Here is an 18,343-nt window from a genome sequence, read left to right as displayed (position 1 = left end):
TAATTTAACGATTATTGATGTATTTAAAATACAATTAAAGTTTAATTTTTTCTTTGGTATTGTTCAATAAAACAGGTTTTCCGAAGCCTAATTCATTTAAACGATCTAATTGCGTTTCTGCATCACCAACAAATAACCAAATCATTTTATTAGGATTCACATATTTCTTCGCTAATTCTTGTACTTTTTCAATCGTCATTTCATTTACAATTTTCTCTCTGTCTTTAACATAGTCGGCATTTAAATTGTAAGTACTAATGTTTTCTAACATATTTAATTTAGCGCCCATAGTTTCAAAGCGTCTTGCATTACTTTTAATTAAAAAGCCTTTGGTAGTTGCTAAGTCTTTTTCAGCGTAATTGATAGGGTAATTTGTAATAATATCTTTTACTAATTGAGCAGATTCTAACGTAACGTTGGTTCTAACTCTACTAGAAATAGTAAAAGTACCTTTCGATTTTGTACCGGTAAAACGAGAACCAATACCATAAGTATATCCTTTTCCTTCTCTTAATTCTTGCGTTAATTGAGAAGCAAAACCACCACCACCAAGAATGTAATTCATTACCGTTGCTGCATAAAAATCTTTATCTGTTGCCGCCAACGCAGGTGCACCAAAACTAATTACAGATTGTTTTGCTTTAGGTACATCGTAAAAATAGATTGTTGGCTTACTAGGAGCTTCTGGAGTTTTAAAAACTGGAATAGTTACTTCTTTAGCAGCCCATTTAGTTGTTAAGTTCGTTAAAGAGGCTAACGCTTTTTCTTTAGTAATATCTCCTACGATATGCATTTTTGCAACTGATGGAGACATGTAATTAGAATAGTATGTTTTTAAATCATCTAAAGATATTTTTTCGACAGATGTAATGGTACCTAAGGTGTTTTTAGATCGAATATTATCTTTACCATAAATTAACCCATTGTACACATTTCTTGTTACCGTTGTAGGGCTTGCTTCTTGCTGACGTAAATTACCAATTACCGATTTTTTGATTAATTCAAATTCGGTAGCATCCCAACGTGGTTCTAATAAAATTTCTTCTACTAATGCTACTGTTTTGGCATAGTTTTTAGCTAAAGTAGTACCACTTATCGTAATGTTTTCTTTAGAAGAGTATATGTTAATCGCTGCTCCTAACTCTTGAATAGCTTCTTCTAATTCAGCAACTGTTTTATTTTTAGTTCCTCTATTCATTAAGCGAGCAGTTAAGTTTGCAACACCTAATTTATCCATTTTTTCTAATAGTTGACCTCCGTCTAGCACTAAGTTAAATCGAACTAAAGGAACTTCACTGTTTTCGATACCGTATACTTTAATTCCGTTTGCTAGTTTATTATTCCAAACATTTGGTACGCTTAAAGCAGGAGCCTTACCATAGGCAGGTTCGGTAGCTCTTTCTATTTTAGATGGAGTTTTGGTATATTCAGCAGCAGTTTTAGCATCGAATTTCTCTTCAGCTCCAATAACAATTTTTTCTTCTTTTATAGTTGCTTCTTTAGCTCCTTTTAAAGCAAGTTCTTTCATTCCTTTGGGAACAAAGCTAGTAGCGATAAAGTTTTTGCCTTTAATGTAGGTGTTGTAAACACGCATTACATCTTCTTTAGTTACATTTAAAGTTAAGTCAATTTCTTTATTAATAAATCCAGGATCTCCTGCATAGGTATTGTAAGATGCTAAATTTGTTCCTTTACCAAGTACGCTAGATAAACTATTGTAAAAATTAGTTTCTAGTCCAGCTTTAATTCGGTTTAAGTCTTTGTCAGAAATACCTGCTGTTTCAAATTTGTTAAAAGCGGTAGTAATTCCTTCATTAATTTTATTTAAATCAACATTATTAAATCCACGAATACCTAATTGAGTTTGACCAGCTAGTTCAGAAGACCAGTTCCACATGCTGGTAGAAGAGCTCAATTTTAAATCATCAACTAAAACAGTATTTAAGGGCGCTTTTTTTCCTTGAGATAAATATTCTGTTAAGATATCTAAAGCATATGAGTCTTTATGATATAATGCTACAGTTGGCCACGCAAATGTTAACATTGGTAATCTTGCAAAATTATCTTCATAATATAAAGATTTTGATTCATCAACTTTACCTGGTTTTTTAACTAAAGGCGTGATTTCTTCCCCTCTAGGAATTTCATTAAAGTATTTACGAACCCATTCTTTTGCTTTGACTGTGTCAAAATCTCCTGATAAAACTAAAGTAGCATTGTTAGGGACATACCATTTCTTAAAAAATGCTTTTACATCAGCTAAAGTTGCATTTTGTAAATGTTCTAAAGAACCAATTACTTGCCAATTGTATGGATGCTCTTTTGGATATAAGTTACGATCGATAATTTGTTGATTGAAACCGTACGGGCGATTATCAACACTCTGTCTTTTTTCGTTTTTTACGACTTGCTTTTCTTTTGCTAAAACAGGATCGGTTACTGTGTTTATAAACCAACCTAATTTGTCAGCTTCTGCCCAAATCATTTTCTCTAAGGCATCGTTTGGTACGGTTTGTAAATAATTCGTTCTATCTCTAGAGGTAGATCCGTTAGCACCAGAACCACCAATTCTTGCACTCATTTTATCTAACCCGCCTTTTCCAAGGTTTTCAGATTCTAAAAATAATAAGTGTTCAAATAAATGAGCGAAACCAGTTCTTCCTTCAATTTCTCTTGCTGAACCTACGTGAACCATTAGTTCTACGGCAACAACAGGATCAGATTTATCGGTGTGTAAAACAACTTGAAGTCCGTTTTCTAGTTCAAATTTTTCAAAAGGAACATTAAGAGCAGTCGTCTTCTCCTTTTTTTCTGTACTACAAGCAATAAAGAGTATTGCGGTTGTAAATAGTAGAATTTTTTTTATCATTATTTTGTTATTTAGATGCGTTTTTGAAGACGATAAATATACATAATATTGATTTTTAATATTGTTAAAGAAATGCTAGAGTTTCTTGTAAAGAAAAACCCCATCAAAATTTGATGAGGTTTTTAAAAATATATGTTATTTGATTCTTATCCTAAGAAAGGATATTTGTAATCAGTTGGTGTTACAAAAGTCTCTTTAATTAAACGAGCAGATGTCCAACGTAATAAGTTCTGAGGAGAACCAGCTTTATCATTTGTTCCAGAAGCTCTTGCTCCTCCAAATGGTTGCTGTCCTACAACTGCACCTGTTGGTTTGTCGTTAATGTAAAAGTTACCAGCAGCGTTTTCTAAAGCTTTAGAAGCTTTTTCAACAATGTATCTGTCTGTAGAGAAAATAGCACCTGTTAATGCATACTCAGTAGATTCATCTACTAATTTTAATGAAGCTTCCCATTCAGCATCTTCGTAAACGAAAATAGTCATAACAGGTCCGAACAATTCGGTAGTCATTGTTGCATATGTTGGAGACTTCGCTACAATTACTGTAGGCTCAATAAAGTATCCTTTAGATTTATCGTGACCACCACCAATAATTACATCAGCGTCTGCATCAGCTTTAGCAGCATCTATGAAACTTGCAATTTTATCGAAAGAACCTTCGTGAATAACTGCATTTACAAAATTAGAAGGATCTTCAGGAGACCCCATTTTTAATTCAGCAGCTTGCGAAATTAAATGACCTTTAACCTCTTCCCACATTGAAGCAGGAATGTATGCACGTGAAGCAGCTGAACATTTTTGACCTTGATATTCAAAAGAACCTCTGGTAATTCCTGTAGCAACTTGTAAAGGATTTGCTGAGTTATGTGCCCAGATAAAATCTTTACCACCAGTTTCTCCAACAATTCTTGGGTATGTTTTGTAAATATCGATGTTGTTACCAATTTGCTTCCATAAATGTTTAAAAACATGTGTAGAACCTGTAAAGTGTAATCCAGAGAAATCTGGAGAAGCTAATACAGTATCAGTAATCATTACAGGATCACCATAAACAACGTTAATTACACCGTCAGGTAAACCAGCTTCTTTAAATAAATCTACAATTACTTGTGCAGAGTATGCTTGATGATCAGATGGTTTCCAAACAACAACATTACCCATTAAAGCAGCAGCAGCAGGTAAGTTTGCAGCAATAGATGTAAAGTTAAAAGGTGTAATTGCATATACAAAACCTTCTAATGGTCTATATTCAACTCTGTTCCAAATACCAGGAGCAGAAGCAGGCTGTTCTTTAAATATGTCAATCATGAACTCTACGTTAAAACGGAAGAAGTCAATCATTTCACAAGCAGCATCAATTTCTGCTTGGTGTACATTTTTAGATTGTGCAATCATTGTTGCAGCATTCATTTTTGCTCTATAAGGACCTGCTAATAATTCAGCAGCCTTTAAAAAGATAGAAGCTCTTTCCATCCAGCTTGTGCTAGACCATTCTTGTCTTGCAGCTAATGCTGTAGAAATTGCACTATCTACGTGTGATTTATCAGCAATATGGTATTGACCAACAACGTGTTTATGGTCGTGTGGAGGTGTAATGTTTCTGGTGTTACCAGTTCTTACTTCTTCACCATTAATGTGCATTGGCACATCAATATTGCTATTAAACATTTCTTTATATTTTGCTAAAAGTTCTTCTCTTTCAGGAGAACCTGGTGCGTAACCTTTAACAGGCTCGTTTACAGCAGCTGGAACGTTAAAAAAACCTCTTCCCATTTTAGTATGTTGTTTGTTAAATTATATTTAATTATAAGCTACAAAGTTAAGTTTATTTTTAGGAATAATTAAATAGTTTTTACTTCTCATTTACCGAAAGGCAATACAATATGTGCGCGGTAACTTAATTGCCTCCAGTAATCCATGTTTTATAAAGGGTTTGCGTGTTGTGAAAATAGAAAACAAGAGTATTAATTGTTGTTTTTATAAGGGTATAAAAATTCTTCAAATTAGCAAGAATGTTAACTGTTTATTTGTAGAAATAATAGATGTAATTTATTTTTTAATGAAATATGATAAAAAAAATGCGAATTGTAATCTAATTGTTGCATAATATTCATTTATGGCTACTTGTAGGGATATAAAAACGAAGTTTTTTATTATTTTTGCAATAAAAAAATTATGTGTAAAAAACGACTGTTATTGTTAGCTGTGATTTCACTCTTTTTATTTACAGGATGTTTTGAGTTTGTTGAGGAAATATCTTTTAATAAAGATGGTTCTGGTACAGCAATGTTAACTATAAATTTAAGTAAAAGTAAAACTAAGATAGCATCGCTAATGTTGTTGGATAGCGTTAATGGATATAAAATTCCATCAAAAACAACAATTAAAGATAAACTAGCAACAATTGTTCAAAAAATAAAAACAACAAAAGGGGTTCATAATGTAAAAAGCACCTTGAATTTTGATGAGTTTATTGTTACACTGTCTTGTGATTTCGATAATGTAGATGCGCTTAATACCGTTTTGTCAACATTTAGCTCTAAAAAACAAGCACAGGCAATAAAAAAGAATAAACATTTTATTTATAATAAAACAGATAAAACATTTGTTCGCAGCCACCATTTTAATTTAGGAAAAGAGTTTCAGAATACAAAAATGAAAGACAGAAAAGTGTTTGAAACAGCAACTTATACTGGTGTGTATCGCTTTGATGGTGTCGTAAAATCGTGTACAAACAAACAAGCCAAAATTTCGAAAAGTAAAAAAGCGGTAATGCTACGAATTAAAGCGCAAGATATAATAACAAACAAGCAAACTATAAAAAATAAAATTCAACTTAATAATTAAAAAATAACCATGAAAAAAATTATTGTAACACTACTATTAGTACACACTTTTGTTGCTTTACAAGCGCAAAAGTTAGAAAGCAAAATACCTAATAATGCAGATGTTGTTATTGCAGCAAATGCAGAAAATTTATTTAAATTAATTAATGTTTCTGACATAGATAATAGCATGTTGGGGAAGGAAATGTTAAAGAGTATCAATAGAAGGAGAGATGATAAGGTAACTTCAGTAGGTGAAACTGGGGTTAACATAAAATCAAACGCATATTACTTCTTTCAAAAAACAGATAGCATCTCATATCATTCATTTTTAGTTGAGCTTAATGATAGAAAGCAGTATGAGTCTATGTTAAAAGAAAGGAGTGTAAAAAAAATACAAAAAGAAGATGGGTATAGCTTTATTAGAGGGAGTAGAGATGTAATGATATGGAATGATAACCTTCTTTTAATTGTTAATGCTCAGAAATCATATAGTTATTTTAAGAAACATAAAGAGCGTTTTGAAGCTTTAAAGGAAGAAGGAGAATCTATGTATTCTGTTAAAAAGAGGTTTTCAAAATTATGGACCTTAAAGAAAGCTTTTTCAATTTTAGAAAACAATGGTTTGTTTAGTTCTATAGCAACTAATTCAAGTTTTCAAAAAAGTAAGAAAAAAGGAGCATCGGCAACTCTTTGGGTTCGTAATTACGGAATGTTAATGTCTGATATTATTGGGTCATTAGGGAGTAGCGTTTATAGATCTATGCCTTATTTAAACCTACAAAAAGGTAATAATATATACGGAATAGAAGGAGTTGCAGCTAATTTATTTTTTAATGAAAGTAGTGCAAGTGTTTCATTAGATATGTTTATTAGTGATGGTATGAAAAAATCTTTCAAAAAGATTTATAATAAAAAAATGAATAGCACTTTGATTAATAGTTTTGATCATAATAAAGCTTTAGCTTTTTGGAGTGTTTCTATGAATACAGAAGAGTTACTTCTTGAGTATCCAGAAATGATGGATAAGATGTACGGAGGTATGTTGCCAAAGTTTAAAGATGAAATTGATATTGTTGGAGACTTACTATCGTTAGTGTTAGATGAAAAAGCGATTGCTGAATTATTTACAGGCGATGCTTTATTTGTTTTAAATGATTTTGCTGAAAAAGATGTTACTTACACAACTTATAAATACGATAAAGATTATAAGAGTAAAGAAGTTGTTAAAACAAGAAAAGCATTAGTACCTGACTTTACATTAATGATTGGGTCAGAGAAAAAAGAATTGCTAAACAAAATGTTTAGATTAGGTAAAAAACACAAAGCTGTAAGTGAGTTTAATGGGGTTTTTGAATTTGATAAAAAATTAGGAAAGCTTCCTTTTGATTTATATGCAGTTGTTAAAAATGATGTTTTATACATAACAACATTAAAAACAAGAGCTATAAGTATTGGAGCTGGTAGAGGAGTTTATAGATCAGCTAAATATAGCAAATTAATAAAAAAGAATTCTAGTGTGTTATATACAGACGTAAATAGGTTAATTGAGAATTTACCTACAGATTTGTTTGGTAGAGATGAAAGAAAAATGAGTGCTTTTTCTAAAGAGAATATTAAAGATGCTTACTTTAAAGTTTCAAAAGTAAAAGGAAATAAAATGTCTTCTGAGTTAAGGTTAAATACAAATGGTAAAAACGGAAACACTTTAAAGATGTTGTTTGAGTTTATAGACCATATGGCAAAATAAACAAATGGTTAAAAAAATAGTTTGTACTATTATAATTATATTTGGTATATTATTTACAGTTGGGTATTTTAGATATAACCCAACTGTAAATTTTACTAAAGAGATACCTGTTTATGCAGAGGCAATTGTTCGTGTTAATTTACGAGAGATTGAATATACTATTATAAAGGATGTTGTAAGACATCCTTTTTTGTATTTTAAATCAAGGAGTAGCTCATCTAGTTCTAAAACTAAATTGTCTTTATTTGATCAGCTAAAAATGCCTGTAAACCTTCTTTTTTATACGAATTACAGTAGTTTAGAAGATATTTGGGTTAGTAGCGTTGTTGAGGTGAAAGATAAGAGTAGGTTAGCGTCGTTTTTTAAACAAGAAAATTATATTAAAAAAAGGATTGAAGGTGTTGATTGCTTTTTTTATAAAAACAATGTTTACATTCTAGATAATCGCAAATTAAGAATACTGTTTAGTTTTGGTGGAATTACTAAAATTGAAGAGGGAATAAAATTTATTTTACAAAATAACACTTATTTAAAGGAAGGATCTCAAACTTTTTTTAATGTAAAAAATAGTGACAAGCTTGTTGTGATGTCAACTAAAAAAGAAGGTTTTTTTGAGTTAGGAATAGATAATGAAAGCTTTTTGCTAAGCGGAGAGTTGATAAAAGAAAACAGTTTGTTTTTACCTTATAAAGCACTGAAGAAAACAAGTTCTTTAGTCGCTGTTTCAGGAAAAATTAAGAGTGGTTTACTATCTGCTTTATTAAAAGAAAAACAAAAAAATAAGTTTAAAAAATTGACAAACTTATCATTAGATTCTGTTGCTAGTCATTGGAATGGTGATTTTGATATTGAGTTAAAATCTTTTGTCTATAAAAATGATACAGTAGTGACGTATGAATATGACGATGATTTTAATAAAGTGGAAAAAACGACAATTCAGAAAAATATAATACCAGCTATTAATGTTAATATAGGAGGAAGTAGTTTGTTTGATTATTTATATTATAAAGAGGTTATTAAAAAGATTGATAGTGATACTTTGTTGATTGTAAATCCTTTTTTTAAGACGTATGCGAGTAAAAAGAAAACTAATACTTTTTTATCTTCAAAAGGAGTTGGTACGAGTGGTTTTCAAAGAGGTGAAGAGAATAAATTTTCACTTTTTTTTGATGTAGATAAATACATGAAAATTAAAGAAAGTGCTTATAGTATTTCTAATAAAAACCTCTCTTTAGTAAAAAGCATTAACGGCTTTGTTACTAAAGAGGATAAAGTAGAGGTGAAGATTTGCTTAAAAACCTCTCCTCAAAACTTTATGATTCAATTGTTGAAGTAATTTAGTATAATGCAAATGCTATAAATGAAATTGTTAAAGAGCCAAGCATTGCAAGCATAAAAAATATAAAATTAGCGATAACATATTTTATAAAAGTTTTAAATATTCTTTGACCATAGAATTTCTTCATAGCCATGAATAAGTATATTGTAAAGAGTGTTAAAAATGCGCCTAATAAATATTCAGCATCTTTAAAAAAACCGATTAAATAAAAGATAGAAAAAAGTAAAAAGAAAACAGTTTGAGTATGAAATACAAAAACTAAATGTTCTACATAAGTGAATCTGCTTCTAATATAAATAATTCGTAAAAACAACGTGAAAAGTGGTAGTAGGATGAAAAGTGCAATTGAAGCATATGATAATATTTGGCGATAAAATTTTTGTGCTTCGTCTTCTTTAGAAAGAAAAGAGTTAAAAACTTTTGCTCTTGAGTATAAGAACCTATTTGCAAAGTTCTTTTTTAAATGCAAACTGTCTAGGGCGTTGTCAAGTCCGATTTCTGAATTTTTTTTCTGAAACTTCATGAATTTAGTAATTCTATCAGAATCACCAAAGCCGACATTTAACATTGATTGATTAGGGTTTCCGTCTATTTTTAAAGAATCAAATTTTTGCTTAATTAATTTTGCTTTAACTGAGTCTTGTTTGTCAATTTCTTTGAAAACAACTTCTTGAATTGAGTCTAAATTTACTTCGAGTGCTTTTATGCCGTTCTCGTCAATTTTTATTTTTGATGTTTTCTCTTTAAAATACTTTCCGTTTTGTAAATCATTAAACTTGTTGTAGCTTTCAGTAGCTCCAATAATTAGAAAGAAAATAACAGATACGGTAAGGTAAAATCTAAAAGGGTTAGAGTATCTGTCTCTTTTGCCTTCAATATAATCTTTAGATACTTTACCCGGATTTATTAATAAAGGTATTAATGTTCTCCAAAATTTAGCATCCCAAGAAAAGAAACCAGCAAAAACTTCACGAATAAAATTACTTAATGTGATTTTTTTTCCTTTATTTTTTTGACCACATTCAGGACAGTAATTTTCACTTTTAGTGAATGGGTATCCACAATTTAAGCAATTAGGTTCTTGTATAATTGCAACCTTATTTTTCTTAGCCATTAATTTAAAGTAGGAGTGGAGGTTAGTTTAAATGTTGGAATTGTTACTAGAAATTCTTCTGAGTTTTCAAAATTAATCATTTTGTAGTTTCCTTTCATTGCTCCAATAGGCGAATGTAAAAAACAATTAGATTTATAGCTGTATGTCTCATTTGGTTTAAGAATAGGAGTTTTACCAATAACACCAATTCCTTCAACATATTCTGTGTTGTTAAGTGAGTCTAAAATTACCCAAAAACGTTCTAAAAGTTTTACGGTATCTTTTGATTTATTTTCAATTGATACGTAGTAACTAAAAGAATAATATTCTTCATCCTTATGCTGTATTAGACCGTTAAAAGTGGTCTTGACGGCTATTTTTATGCCTTTTGTTATTTGTTGAAACATCGCCTAAATATAAACTTTTTTATGATTTAGCCAATTTTTACGACAATAAATCACCTGTTTTGGTTAAAATACCCATTTCCTACACCAATAACTCTGTCGTAGGTTTCACCAAAAGGTTTGTAGTATATAATTGCAGTGTATTCATTTTCAGTTTGATAAAAGGAACCGTCAATTTCGTTTAAATCAATAATTCCATTATTACTTAGTGTGGCGTAGTTATAGTTATAAAACCCTTGTTTAAATTTAATTGTTGTTTGGTACATTTCATTAGCAGCATTGTACTCCATTTTGTTTTCAGAGGATAGTTGATAATTATTGAAGGCACCGTATACAAAAACATCTTTGTTTTCTAAAGGTTCAAAAGCTTCTAAAGAAAAATGTACCATTGAGTAATCAGCTTCTGTATTAGCGTCATTAGCTTCTAGGGTTCTCACAACAAATTGTCCGTTGATGTCTGGGTTATAAGTATAGGTTTTATGAATTCTCTCTTCATCGGTATATAAATAACTGTGGTAAATATCTTTTCTTTCTGTTTTAGCTATGTTTAAGCTAGTGCTTCGTAAATATTTACTGTCAAAATTTAAAAATTCATTTCCGCCAGCGAAATTTGTTTTAAGTGTGTTATTATATAACAGTTGCTGAGGTTTTATAAACTGAGGTTTAATATTATTAATGGCAGTGTTCCAATTGTGGTTTTGAAGTAAAACAGCATTAATTTCTTGGTTAGCGTTGTTAATTGATATGTTTTGATGATTAACAGAAAACTGAACCGTTTGTTTTTTGTTGTTTGATTTTGTGTCTCTACTTCTAAAAACAGCAACTCCAACCATAGTAATATCTTCATAAAAAACACAACGTCTAGAAAAAACGATCTCATAGTCTTCGTCTAAAATAGAAATTAAATAATTTCCACTTTTTGTAATAATTGTATTCTGATTCGGGATTTCGACTGAATAATGGGTGTAAGGCTGTAATGTGTTAAAAGAATTATTGGTATTGATTATTTCATTCTCATTAAAACCATCAATGTATTGGTTTGAAGATAAACTACTTGGTTTCCAGTCATGAGTCATGTGCTCAACTTTGTACTGATATTCTTTATTGTCAGCATCTAAATCGTCAAACGATAATTTTAAAACTTCCCCTAGTCGTACAATTGCAGAATACTGGTTTGTGTTATGCTTTGGGCGTAACTGAATTGTTTTAATGTTTTGAGCATTCATTATTACAGAGGATGCACAAAATAAGAAGGTTAAAAGTAGTTTTTTCATAGATGCAAATGTATCAAAATGTAAGCCAAATGTAATTGATTATTTAGAACAGGTATAAATAAAGAGTTATTCAAAAGATAAAAATACAAATTCGTATCCGAAAAATTCAAAATCTGTAAATTTGCTTGTTTTTAGAAAATCAATTTAATCAGTTCCTATGTCAAAAGACATCCGTATTAAGAAAGGCTTGGATATCAAGCTCGTTGGCGACGCAGAGCAAATAACTACAGAACTTTCGTTAGAAGGTGGTGTGTTTGCAATTAAGCCAAATGATTTTCACGGCGTTATTCCAAAAATTTTAGCAAAAGAAGGTACCGAAGTAAAAGCAGGTCAAGCACTTTTTTATTCAAAAAGTGATGAGCGCGTTTTATTTCCTAGTCCGGTAAGTGGTAAAGTTACAGAAATCGTTCGTGGAGCCAGAAGAAAAGTTTTAGCATTTAAAATCACTGCTGATGCACAGCAGGAATACAAAGAATTTGGTAAAAAAGATATTGACGCAATCTCTAGAGAAGAAGTGAAAACTCACTTACTTGCTTCAGGTTGTTGGCCATTTGTAAAACAACGTCCTTACGATGTGATTGCAGATCCAAATCAAACTCCCAAATCAATTTTTGTATCAGCCTACGCAAGTGCACCTTTAGCAGCAGATTATGATTATGCATTAAAAGGTAAAGAGGCCGAATTACAGGCTGCTTTAACTGCGCTAACAAAATTAACAGAAGGTAAAGTACATGTTTCAGTAGCAAAAGACTCAATGCTATCTCCGTTTAAAGAGATGAAAGGAGTTGAGTTACATAAAGTAACAGGGCCACATCCTATTGGTAATGTAAGTACTCAAATAGCACAAATAGATCCTATTAATAAAGGAGAAGTTGTGTGGGTAGTTACTCCACAAGACTTAGTAATAATAGGTGAACTATTATTAACTGGTAAGTTTAATGCTAAACGTACAATTGCTTTAGCTGGATCTAAATTTAATAAGCCACAATATGTTACTGCTATAGCAGGAGCTAATATCGCAGCGCTTGTAAAAGGGAATTTAGATGCAGACAATACCCGTGTAATAAGCGGAAATGTATTAAGCGGAGAGCAAGTTGGTGAAGAAGGATATTTAGGATACTATGAAAACATAGTAACTGCAATTCCTGAAGGAGACGATTATGAATTATTTGGTTGGAATAAACCTGTTTTTAATAAAGTTTCTACATCAAGAGCATTTACATTTTCTTGGTTAACTCCAAAGAAAAAATATGACTTAAATACAAATACAAACGGTGAACACAGAGCATTTGTGGTTACAGGAGCGTATGAAGAAGTATTTCCGTTAGATATCTACCCGATGCAATTATTAAAAGCTTGTAAGTATAAAGATCTTGACGAAATGGAAGGGTTAGGAGCTTATGAGATTGCACCAGAAGATTTCGGTTTGACAGAATTTATTTGTGTATCTAAACAACCTCACCAGAAGATAATTCGTGAAGGATTAGATTTAATGAGAGAAGAATTAGGATAAGATATGGGCTTAAAACAAAACTTACATAATTTAAAAGAAAAGTATAAAGGAACTAAAATGGCACCGCTATTTAATGGTTTTCATACTTTTTTATATTTGCCAAATGAGACAACTCACGGAGGAACTCATATAAAGGCAGCAGATGATTTAAAACGTACAATGAATATTGTAATCATGGCTTTAGTACCATGTTTATTATTCGGTATGTTTAATGCAGGATACCAACATTATGCAGCAATTAATGGATTTACTGAAGGAATGTCTTTCTTTAGTGGAGATTTTTGGAACTTTGACAACTTATTAGTTGGAGCAGTTAAAATTTTACCATTAGTAATAGTATCATACGTAGTTGGTTTAGCAGTAGAATTTATATTTTGTATTATAAAAGGACACGAAATTGAAGAAGGGTATTTAGTTACTGGGATGTTAGTTCCTTTAATTGTACCAATCGATTTACCATTATGGATGTTAGCTGTTGCAGTTATATTTGGTGTGGTAATAGGTAAAGAAGTATTTGGTGGTACAGGAATGAATATTCTTAATCCAGCATTAACAATTCGTGCATTTTTATTCTTCGCATATCCAACTTGGATGTCTGGAGATAAAGTATGGGTTAACGGAGCAAGAGAATTAGCTGGAACAGCAGATGCTATTTCTGGTGAAACAGTTTTAGGAAGCTTAGCACAATCACAACCATTAACACACTCAGTTTCTGATATGTTCTTCGGGTTTATTCCTGGTTCAGTTGGAGAAACATCTACATTCTTAATTTTATTAGCAGGTTTGTTCTTAATTCTAACAAAAATAGGAAGCTGGAGAATTATGTTATCTGCAGTAATAGGAGCATTAGTTATGGGATTCATCTTTAATCAAGTAGTTGGTTTAGGGTGGATTGGTGAAACAAGTAAGTTTTACGGATTAATGAGTTTAGACTTCTGGAAACATTTATTAATTGGAGGTTTTGCTTTTGGAGCTGTTTATATGGCAACTGATCCTGTATCAGCATCACAAACCAACAAAGGAAAATGGATTTACGGTTTCTTTATCGGATTTATTTCGATCATGATTCGTGTATTCAATCCAGCATATCCAGAAGGAGTAATGTTAGCTATTTTATTAATGAACGTTTTTGCTCCAACAATTGACCATTATGTGGTTCAAGGAAATGTAAAGAGAAGATTAAAACGTGCTAAAGTTAAAACTGCCTAGTTATGAGTAAGAGAACAGATAGTAATGGATATACGCTACTTTTTGCCATTGGTATGGTATTAGTAGTAGGAGCGTTGTTAGCTTTTACAGCATCATCGCTTCGCCCAATGATTGATGCAAATAAACGTATCGAAAAGCAACAAAATATTTTGTATGCTATGGGTGTAAATGAAAATGATGAAAGCAGTGCAGTTTTTGTATCTAAAGACAAAGTAGCTGACGCGTTTTCAAAAAACATCAAAAAACAATTAGTTATTGAAGGTGATAAAATTACTGAAGATGCTAATGCATATTTAATTGATGTAAAAAAGCAACAAACAGCCGCAAAATCAGGAGCCGTAAGAAAGTTACCATTATTTGTAGGAGAAAAAGACGGTAAAATGTTTTATATCGCACCAATAAGAGGTAAAGGTCTTTGGGATGCTGTGTGGGCATATGTTGCAATGGATAAAAATATGGTAGTACAAGGTGCTTTTTTTGATCATAAAGGAGAAACACCAGGTTTAGGAGCTAACATTAAGCAACGTTACTTCATGGATGACTTTATTGGAGAAGACTTAATGAACAACGGTTCTTTTAAAGGAATCACTGTTTCTAAATCTAACAATGATCCAAAGAACGAAGATAAAAATGATAACGAGGTAGATGCAATTGCAGGAGCAACCATTACAGGTGATGGAGTTGCAGCAATGATTAAATCTGAATTAGGTTTATACGTGCCTTACTTTAAAACATTGAAATAAATATGGGACTTTTATCAAAAAAAGACGCAGTATTAATTACAGATCCGTTATTAGATAACAACCCAATTACGATTCAAGTATTAGGTATCTGTTCAGCATTAGCAATTACAGCAGAACTGAAAGCTTCTATAGTAATGGCAGTTTCTGTATTATTTGTATTAGGTATTGGAAATGTTGTAATCTCTTTAATGAGAAACATTATACCATCAAAAATTAGAATTATTGTACAGTTAATCGTAGTTGCTGCTTTAGTAATTATTGTTGATCAAGTATTAAAAGCATTTGCTTATGAATTAAGTAAAACACTTTCGGTATTTGTTGGTTTAATTATTACGAACTGTATTATTATGGGACGTTTTGAAGCATTTGCTTTAGGTAACGGGCCATGGAGATCATTTTTAGATGGAATAGGAAATGCTTTAGGATACGGAGCTATCTTAATTGCAGTAGGTTTCTTTAGAGAGTTGTTAGGTTCTGGTACTTTATTAGGATTTAAAGTATTAGGAGATCCAATAGAATTAACAGGCTTATATGCTTTAGGATATGAAAATAACGGGTTTATGTTATTATCACCAATGGCATTAATTGTTGTAGGTATTATTATTTGGATACAACGTAGTAGAAACAAAGCATTAATCGAGGACTAACCAAGTTAGAATTCATTAAAAATATAGAAAAATGGAACATTTAGAATTATTTTTCAAGTCGATATTTATTGATAATATGGTATTTGCTACATTCTTAGGGATGTGTTCGTACTTAGCTGTATCTAAAAAAGTGGCAACAGCAGTAGGTTTAGGAGCTGCGGTTATTTTTGTATTAGCAGTAACAGTACCTGTCAACTGGTTATTAGATCAATATTTATTACAACCAGGAGCTTTATCTTGGTTAGGAGCTGAATATGAAGGTTACGATTTAAGTTTCTTATCATTTATTATGTTTATTGCAACGATTGCAACCATGGTACAATTGGTAGAGATTATTGTTGAGAAGTTTGCACCAGCATTATATAACTCTTTAGGTATTTTCTTACCATTAATTGCCGTAAACTGTGCAATTTTAGGAGGGTCTTTATTTATGCAATCTCGTGAAATTCCAACATTAGGATTGTCGTTAACATACGGTATTGGATCAGGAATCGGATGGTTTTTAGCAATTTTAGCAATTGCGGCTATTCGTGAAAAGATTAGATATTCATCTGTGCCACCAGCATTAAGAGGGTTAGGAATAACTTTTATTATTACTGGATTAATGGCTATAGGGTTTATGAGTTTTGGAGGAATGTTAACAGGAGGTGATGATGAAGTAAAGAAAGAAGAAGCTCCTAAAGCAGAAATCAGAATTGAGAAGAAAGAAGAAGTTAAAAAAGAAGCTGAAAAATTAGCTGATAACACTAAAAAAATTATAGAATAATGGTATTTTTAGAAGTAAGTACAGGAGGTACAGTAGCTGTAACGGTTATATCTTTTTTAGTAATTTTATTGATTTTGGTAGGGTTATTATTGTTTGTAAAACAAAAACTTGCGCCATCAGGTCCGGTAAAAATTACTATTAATGGTGATAAAACAATTGAAGTTGCTTCAGGAGGTACATTGTTATCTACTTTAGGTAACGAGAAAATTTTCTTACCATCAGCTTGTGGTGGAGGTGGATCTTGTGTTCAATGTGAATGTCATGTAAACTCAGGTGGAGGTGAAGCATTACCTACTGAAACACCTCATTTTACACGTAAAGAATTAGCTAGTGGAGTACGTTTATCTTGTCAGGTAAAAGTAAAACAAGACATGGATATTTCTATTCCTGAAGAAATTTTTGGAATTAAGAAATGGGAAGCAGTAGTTGTAAGAAATTACAATGTAGCTACTTTTATTAAGGAGTTTGTAGTTGAAATTCCAGAAGACATGGGGTATAAAGCAGGTGGATATATTCAAATTGAAATTCCAAACTGTGAAGTGAAGTATGCTGATATGGATATTACTGCGCATCCAGAAGAACATGATACGCCAGATAAGTTTGAAGCTGAATGGAATAAATTTGGTTTAAGGCCATTAGTGATGAAAAATACGGAAACTGTAGAAAGAGCATATTCTATGGCTTCTTACCCTGCTGAAGGAAGAGAAATTATGTTAAATGTACGTATTGCTACGCCTCCTTTTGATAGAGTAAAAGGTGGATGGATGGATGTAAACCCAGGGGTTGCATCTTCTTATATATTTAATTTAAAGAAAGGAGATAAGTGTACTATTTCTGGACCTTATGGTGAATTCTTTATTAATGAATCTGAAGCTGAAATGTTGTATGTAGGTGGTGGAGCAGGTATGGCACCAATGCGTTCACACTTATATCACTTATTCAGAACATTAAAAACAGGTAGAACAGTAACTTATTGGTATGGTGGTCGTTCTAAAGCTGAATTGTTCTATGTAGATCATTTTAGAGCTTTAGAAAAAGATTTCCCTAATTTTAAATTCTTTATTGCATTATCTGATCCTACAGAAGCTGATAACTGGAACGTTAAAACAGATGTAAGTGATGAGGCTGGAGATGGATTTACAGGGTTTATTCACCAAGTAGTGATTAATGAATATCTATCTAAACATGAAGCACCAGAAGACTTAGAATTATATTTCTGTGGTCCACCATTAATGAACAACGCAGTTCAGAAGATGGGAGAAGATTTTGGTCTTGCAGATGAGAACATTAGATTTGATGATTTTGGTGGATAAACACTAGAATTTATTATATAAAAAAACCGATACAGTGATGTATCGGTTTTTTATTGCTTTTTTTCTAATATAAATGATGCTTAGAAAGCATATTTTTACACACAAATTAATTATAGTATATTTAAAAAAATAAACATTAAATATGGGGCCTTATTTATTTGGATTTGCATTAAGCATTTTTAGTTTATTATTATTACTAATCAATTCAATTCTCTTTTTAAGTAAAGTAAAGAAAATTAAAAGCCAAACGTATAAATATATAGCGATATATTTAACTGTATTGTTTGTTGTAGAGCTTTGTTGTAATACTATAGGTTACTTATACCCAGCTGAAAACTTATACCTGTCACACTTTTATTTCAATGCTCAATTTATATTATTAAGTCTTGTGTTTTATCGATTGTTTTCTACTCCGAAATTAAAAAAAATCATTGTCATTAATTACACGATAGTTACCTTAATAATTATTGGAATGTATGTGTATAATCCCGAATCTTTCTGGGTATTTAACCTATTTGAGATTGCTTCAACGTCAATATTGTTAATCATATATGCATTAATTCATTTGAACAATACTTTAGGAGTTCAGAAAAAGTACT

At 31.2% G+C, this 18,343-nt stretch carries 14 protein-coding genes; 9 read left to right on the top strand and 5 right to left on the bottom strand.

The window, feature by feature from the left end:
* Window positions 1–34: 34 nt before the first annotated feature.
* Complete coding sequence (locus H518_RS0100895; protein ID WP_205618000.1) at window positions 35–2,869, bottom strand: M16 family metallopeptidase; 2,835 nt, start codon at window positions 2,867–2,869, stop codon at window positions 35–37.
* A 146-nt stretch (window positions 2,870–3,015) separates the two neighbouring features.
* Window positions 3,016–4,641, bottom strand: coding sequence for an L-glutamate gamma-semialdehyde dehydrogenase (gene pruA / locus H518_RS0100890; RefSeq protein WP_028887324.1), 1,626 nt, complete (start codon window positions 4,639–4,641; stop codon window positions 3,016–3,018).
* Between the two features lie 402 nt (window positions 4,642–5,043).
* On the opposite strand from pruA, the gene H518_RS0100885 reads away from it, so the two are divergent.
* The 3 genes from H518_RS0100885 to H518_RS0100875 are packed head-to-tail and all read left to right on the top strand — an operon-like array spanning window position 5,044 to window position 8,779.
* A complete protein-coding gene (locus tag H518_RS0100885; protein ID WP_028887323.1) occupies window positions 5,044–5,715 on the top strand; it encodes a hypothetical protein in 672 nt (223 codons plus the stop codon).
* 9 nt (window positions 5,716–5,724) lie between these two features.
* Window positions 5,725–7,443, top strand: coding sequence for a hypothetical protein (locus H518_RS0100880; protein WP_028887322.1), 1,719 nt, complete (start codon window positions 5,725–5,727; stop codon window positions 7,441–7,443).
* A 4-nt stretch (window positions 7,444–7,447) separates the two neighbouring features.
* Window positions 7,448–8,779 (top strand): hypothetical protein, encoded by a 1,332-nt coding sequence (locus H518_RS0100875; RefSeq protein WP_028887321.1) that lies wholly within the window; start codon window positions 7,448–7,450, stop codon window positions 8,777–8,779.
* A gap of 1 nt (window position 8,780) precedes the next feature.
* Here H518_RS0100875 and H518_RS0100870 read toward each other — a convergent pair whose 3' ends face one another.
* From H518_RS0100870 to H518_RS0100860, 3 genes are read right to left on the bottom strand one after another with little or no spacing between them, the layout of a single operon-like run.
* Window positions 8,781–9,896, bottom strand: coding sequence for a DUF3667 domain-containing protein (locus tag H518_RS0100870; RefSeq protein WP_028887320.1), 1,116 nt, complete (start codon window positions 9,894–9,896; stop codon window positions 8,781–8,783).
* Window positions 9,896–10,282: a Co2+/Mg2+ efflux protein ApaG gene (gene apaG / locus H518_RS0100865; RefSeq protein ID WP_028887319.1), complete on the bottom strand. Its 387-nt coding sequence runs from the start codon at window positions 10,280–10,282 to the stop codon at window positions 9,896–9,898. The genes H518_RS0100870 and apaG overlap by 1 nt, the downstream gene beginning before the upstream one ends.
* 50 nt (window positions 10,283–10,332) lie before the next feature.
* The gene (locus tag H518_RS0100860; protein WP_028887318.1) at window positions 10,333–11,553 is read right to left on the bottom strand and encodes a type IX secretion system plug protein; all 1,221 of its coding nucleotides are present in this window, start codon (window positions 11,551–11,553) and stop codon (window positions 10,333–10,335) included.
* 157 nt (window positions 11,554–11,710) lie between these two features.
* Between H518_RS0100860 and H518_RS0100855 the strand changes: the two genes are divergently transcribed.
* The 6 genes from H518_RS0100855 to nqrF are packed head-to-tail and all read left to right on the top strand — an operon-like array spanning window position 11,711 to window position 17,744.
* The gene (locus H518_RS0100855; protein WP_028887317.1) at window positions 11,711–13,066 is read left to right on the top strand and encodes a Na(+)-translocating NADH-quinone reductase subunit A; all 1,356 of its coding nucleotides are present in this window, start codon (window positions 11,711–11,713) and stop codon (window positions 13,064–13,066) included.
* 3 nt (window positions 13,067–13,069) lie between these two features.
* The gene (locus H518_RS0100850) at window positions 13,070–14,275 is read left to right on the top strand and encodes an NADH:ubiquinone reductase (Na(+)-transporting) subunit B (RefSeq protein WP_028887316.1); all 1,206 of its coding nucleotides are present in this window, start codon (window positions 13,070–13,072) and stop codon (window positions 14,273–14,275) included.
* A gap of 2 nt (window positions 14,276–14,277) precedes the next feature.
* Window positions 14,278–15,018: a Na(+)-translocating NADH-quinone reductase subunit C gene (locus tag H518_RS0100845; RefSeq protein WP_028887315.1), complete on the top strand. Its 741-nt coding sequence runs from the start codon at window positions 14,278–14,280 to the stop codon at window positions 15,016–15,018.
* Between the two features lie 2 nt (window positions 15,019–15,020).
* Complete coding sequence (locus H518_RS0100840) at window positions 15,021–15,665, top strand: NADH:ubiquinone reductase (Na(+)-transporting) subunit D (RefSeq protein WP_028887314.1); 645 nt, start codon at window positions 15,021–15,023, stop codon at window positions 15,663–15,665.
* 31 nt (window positions 15,666–15,696) lie between these two features.
* The gene (nqrE, locus tag H518_RS0100835) at window positions 15,697–16,431 is read left to right on the top strand and encodes an NADH:ubiquinone reductase (Na(+)-transporting) subunit E (protein WP_028887313.1); all 735 of its coding nucleotides are present in this window, start codon (window positions 15,697–15,699) and stop codon (window positions 16,429–16,431) included.
* Window positions 16,431–17,744: an NADH:ubiquinone reductase (Na(+)-transporting) subunit F gene (gene nqrF / locus H518_RS0100830; protein WP_028887312.1), complete on the top strand. Its 1,314-nt coding sequence runs from the start codon at window positions 16,431–16,433 to the stop codon at window positions 17,742–17,744. Before nqrE ends, nqrF begins: the two co-directional genes overlap by 1 nt.
* Window positions 17,745–18,343 lie beyond the last annotated feature (599 nt).

It is taken from the genome of Tenacibaculum ovolyticum DSM 18103, from assembly GCF_000430545.1.
Taxonomy (GTDB): domain Bacteria; phylum Bacteroidota; class Bacteroidia; order Flavobacteriales; family Flavobacteriaceae; genus Polaribacter; species Polaribacter ovolyticus.
This window is presented reverse-complemented; position numbering and strand designations above follow the sequence as displayed.

Bases quoted from the DNA above. Each gene is read 5' to 3' on its own strand.
- H518_RS0100850 (WP_028887316.1), top strand. From the start codon at position 13,070: ATGGGCTTAAAACAAAACTTACATAATTTAAAAGAAAAGTATAAAGGA.
- pruA (WP_028887324.1), bottom strand. From the start codon at position 4,641: ATGGGAAGAGGTTTTTTTAACGTTCCAGCTGCTGTAAACGAGCCTGTT.
- H518_RS0100840 (WP_028887314.1), top strand. From the start codon at position 15,021: ATGGGACTTTTATCAAAAAAAGACGCAGTATTAATTACAGATCCGTTA.
- H518_RS0100880 (WP_028887322.1), top strand. From the start codon at position 5,725: ATGAAAAAAATTATTGTAACACTACTATTAGTACACACTTTTGTTGCT.
- apaG (WP_028887319.1), bottom strand. From the start codon at position 10,282: ATGTTTCAACAAATAACAAAAGGCATAAAAATAGCCGTCAAGACCACT.
- H518_RS0100870 (WP_028887320.1), bottom strand. From the start codon at position 9,896: ATGGCTAAGAAAAATAAGGTTGCAATTATACAAGAACCTAATTGCTTA.
- H518_RS0100885 (WP_028887323.1), top strand. From the start codon at position 5,044: ATGTGTAAAAAACGACTGTTATTGTTAGCTGTGATTTCACTCTTTTTA.
- H518_RS0100845 (WP_028887315.1), top strand. From the start codon at position 14,278: ATGAGTAAGAGAACAGATAGTAATGGATATACGCTACTTTTTGCCATT.
- H518_RS0100855 (WP_028887317.1), top strand. From the start codon at position 11,711: ATGTCAAAAGACATCCGTATTAAGAAAGGCTTGGATATCAAGCTCGTT.
- H518_RS0100895 (WP_205618000.1), bottom strand. From the start codon at position 2,869: ATGATAAAAAAAATTCTACTATTTACAACCGCAATACTCTTTATTGCT.
- nqrF (WP_028887312.1), top strand. From the start codon at position 16,431: ATGGTATTTTTAGAAGTAAGTACAGGAGGTACAGTAGCTGTAACGGTT.
- H518_RS0100860 (WP_028887318.1), bottom strand. From the start codon at position 11,553: ATGAAAAAACTACTTTTAACCTTCTTATTTTGTGCATCCTCTGTAATA.
- nqrE (WP_028887313.1), top strand. From the start codon at position 15,697: ATGGAACATTTAGAATTATTTTTCAAGTCGATATTTATTGATAATATG.
- H518_RS0100875 (WP_028887321.1), top strand. From the start codon at position 7,448: ATGGTTAAAAAAATAGTTTGTACTATTATAATTATATTTGGTATATTA.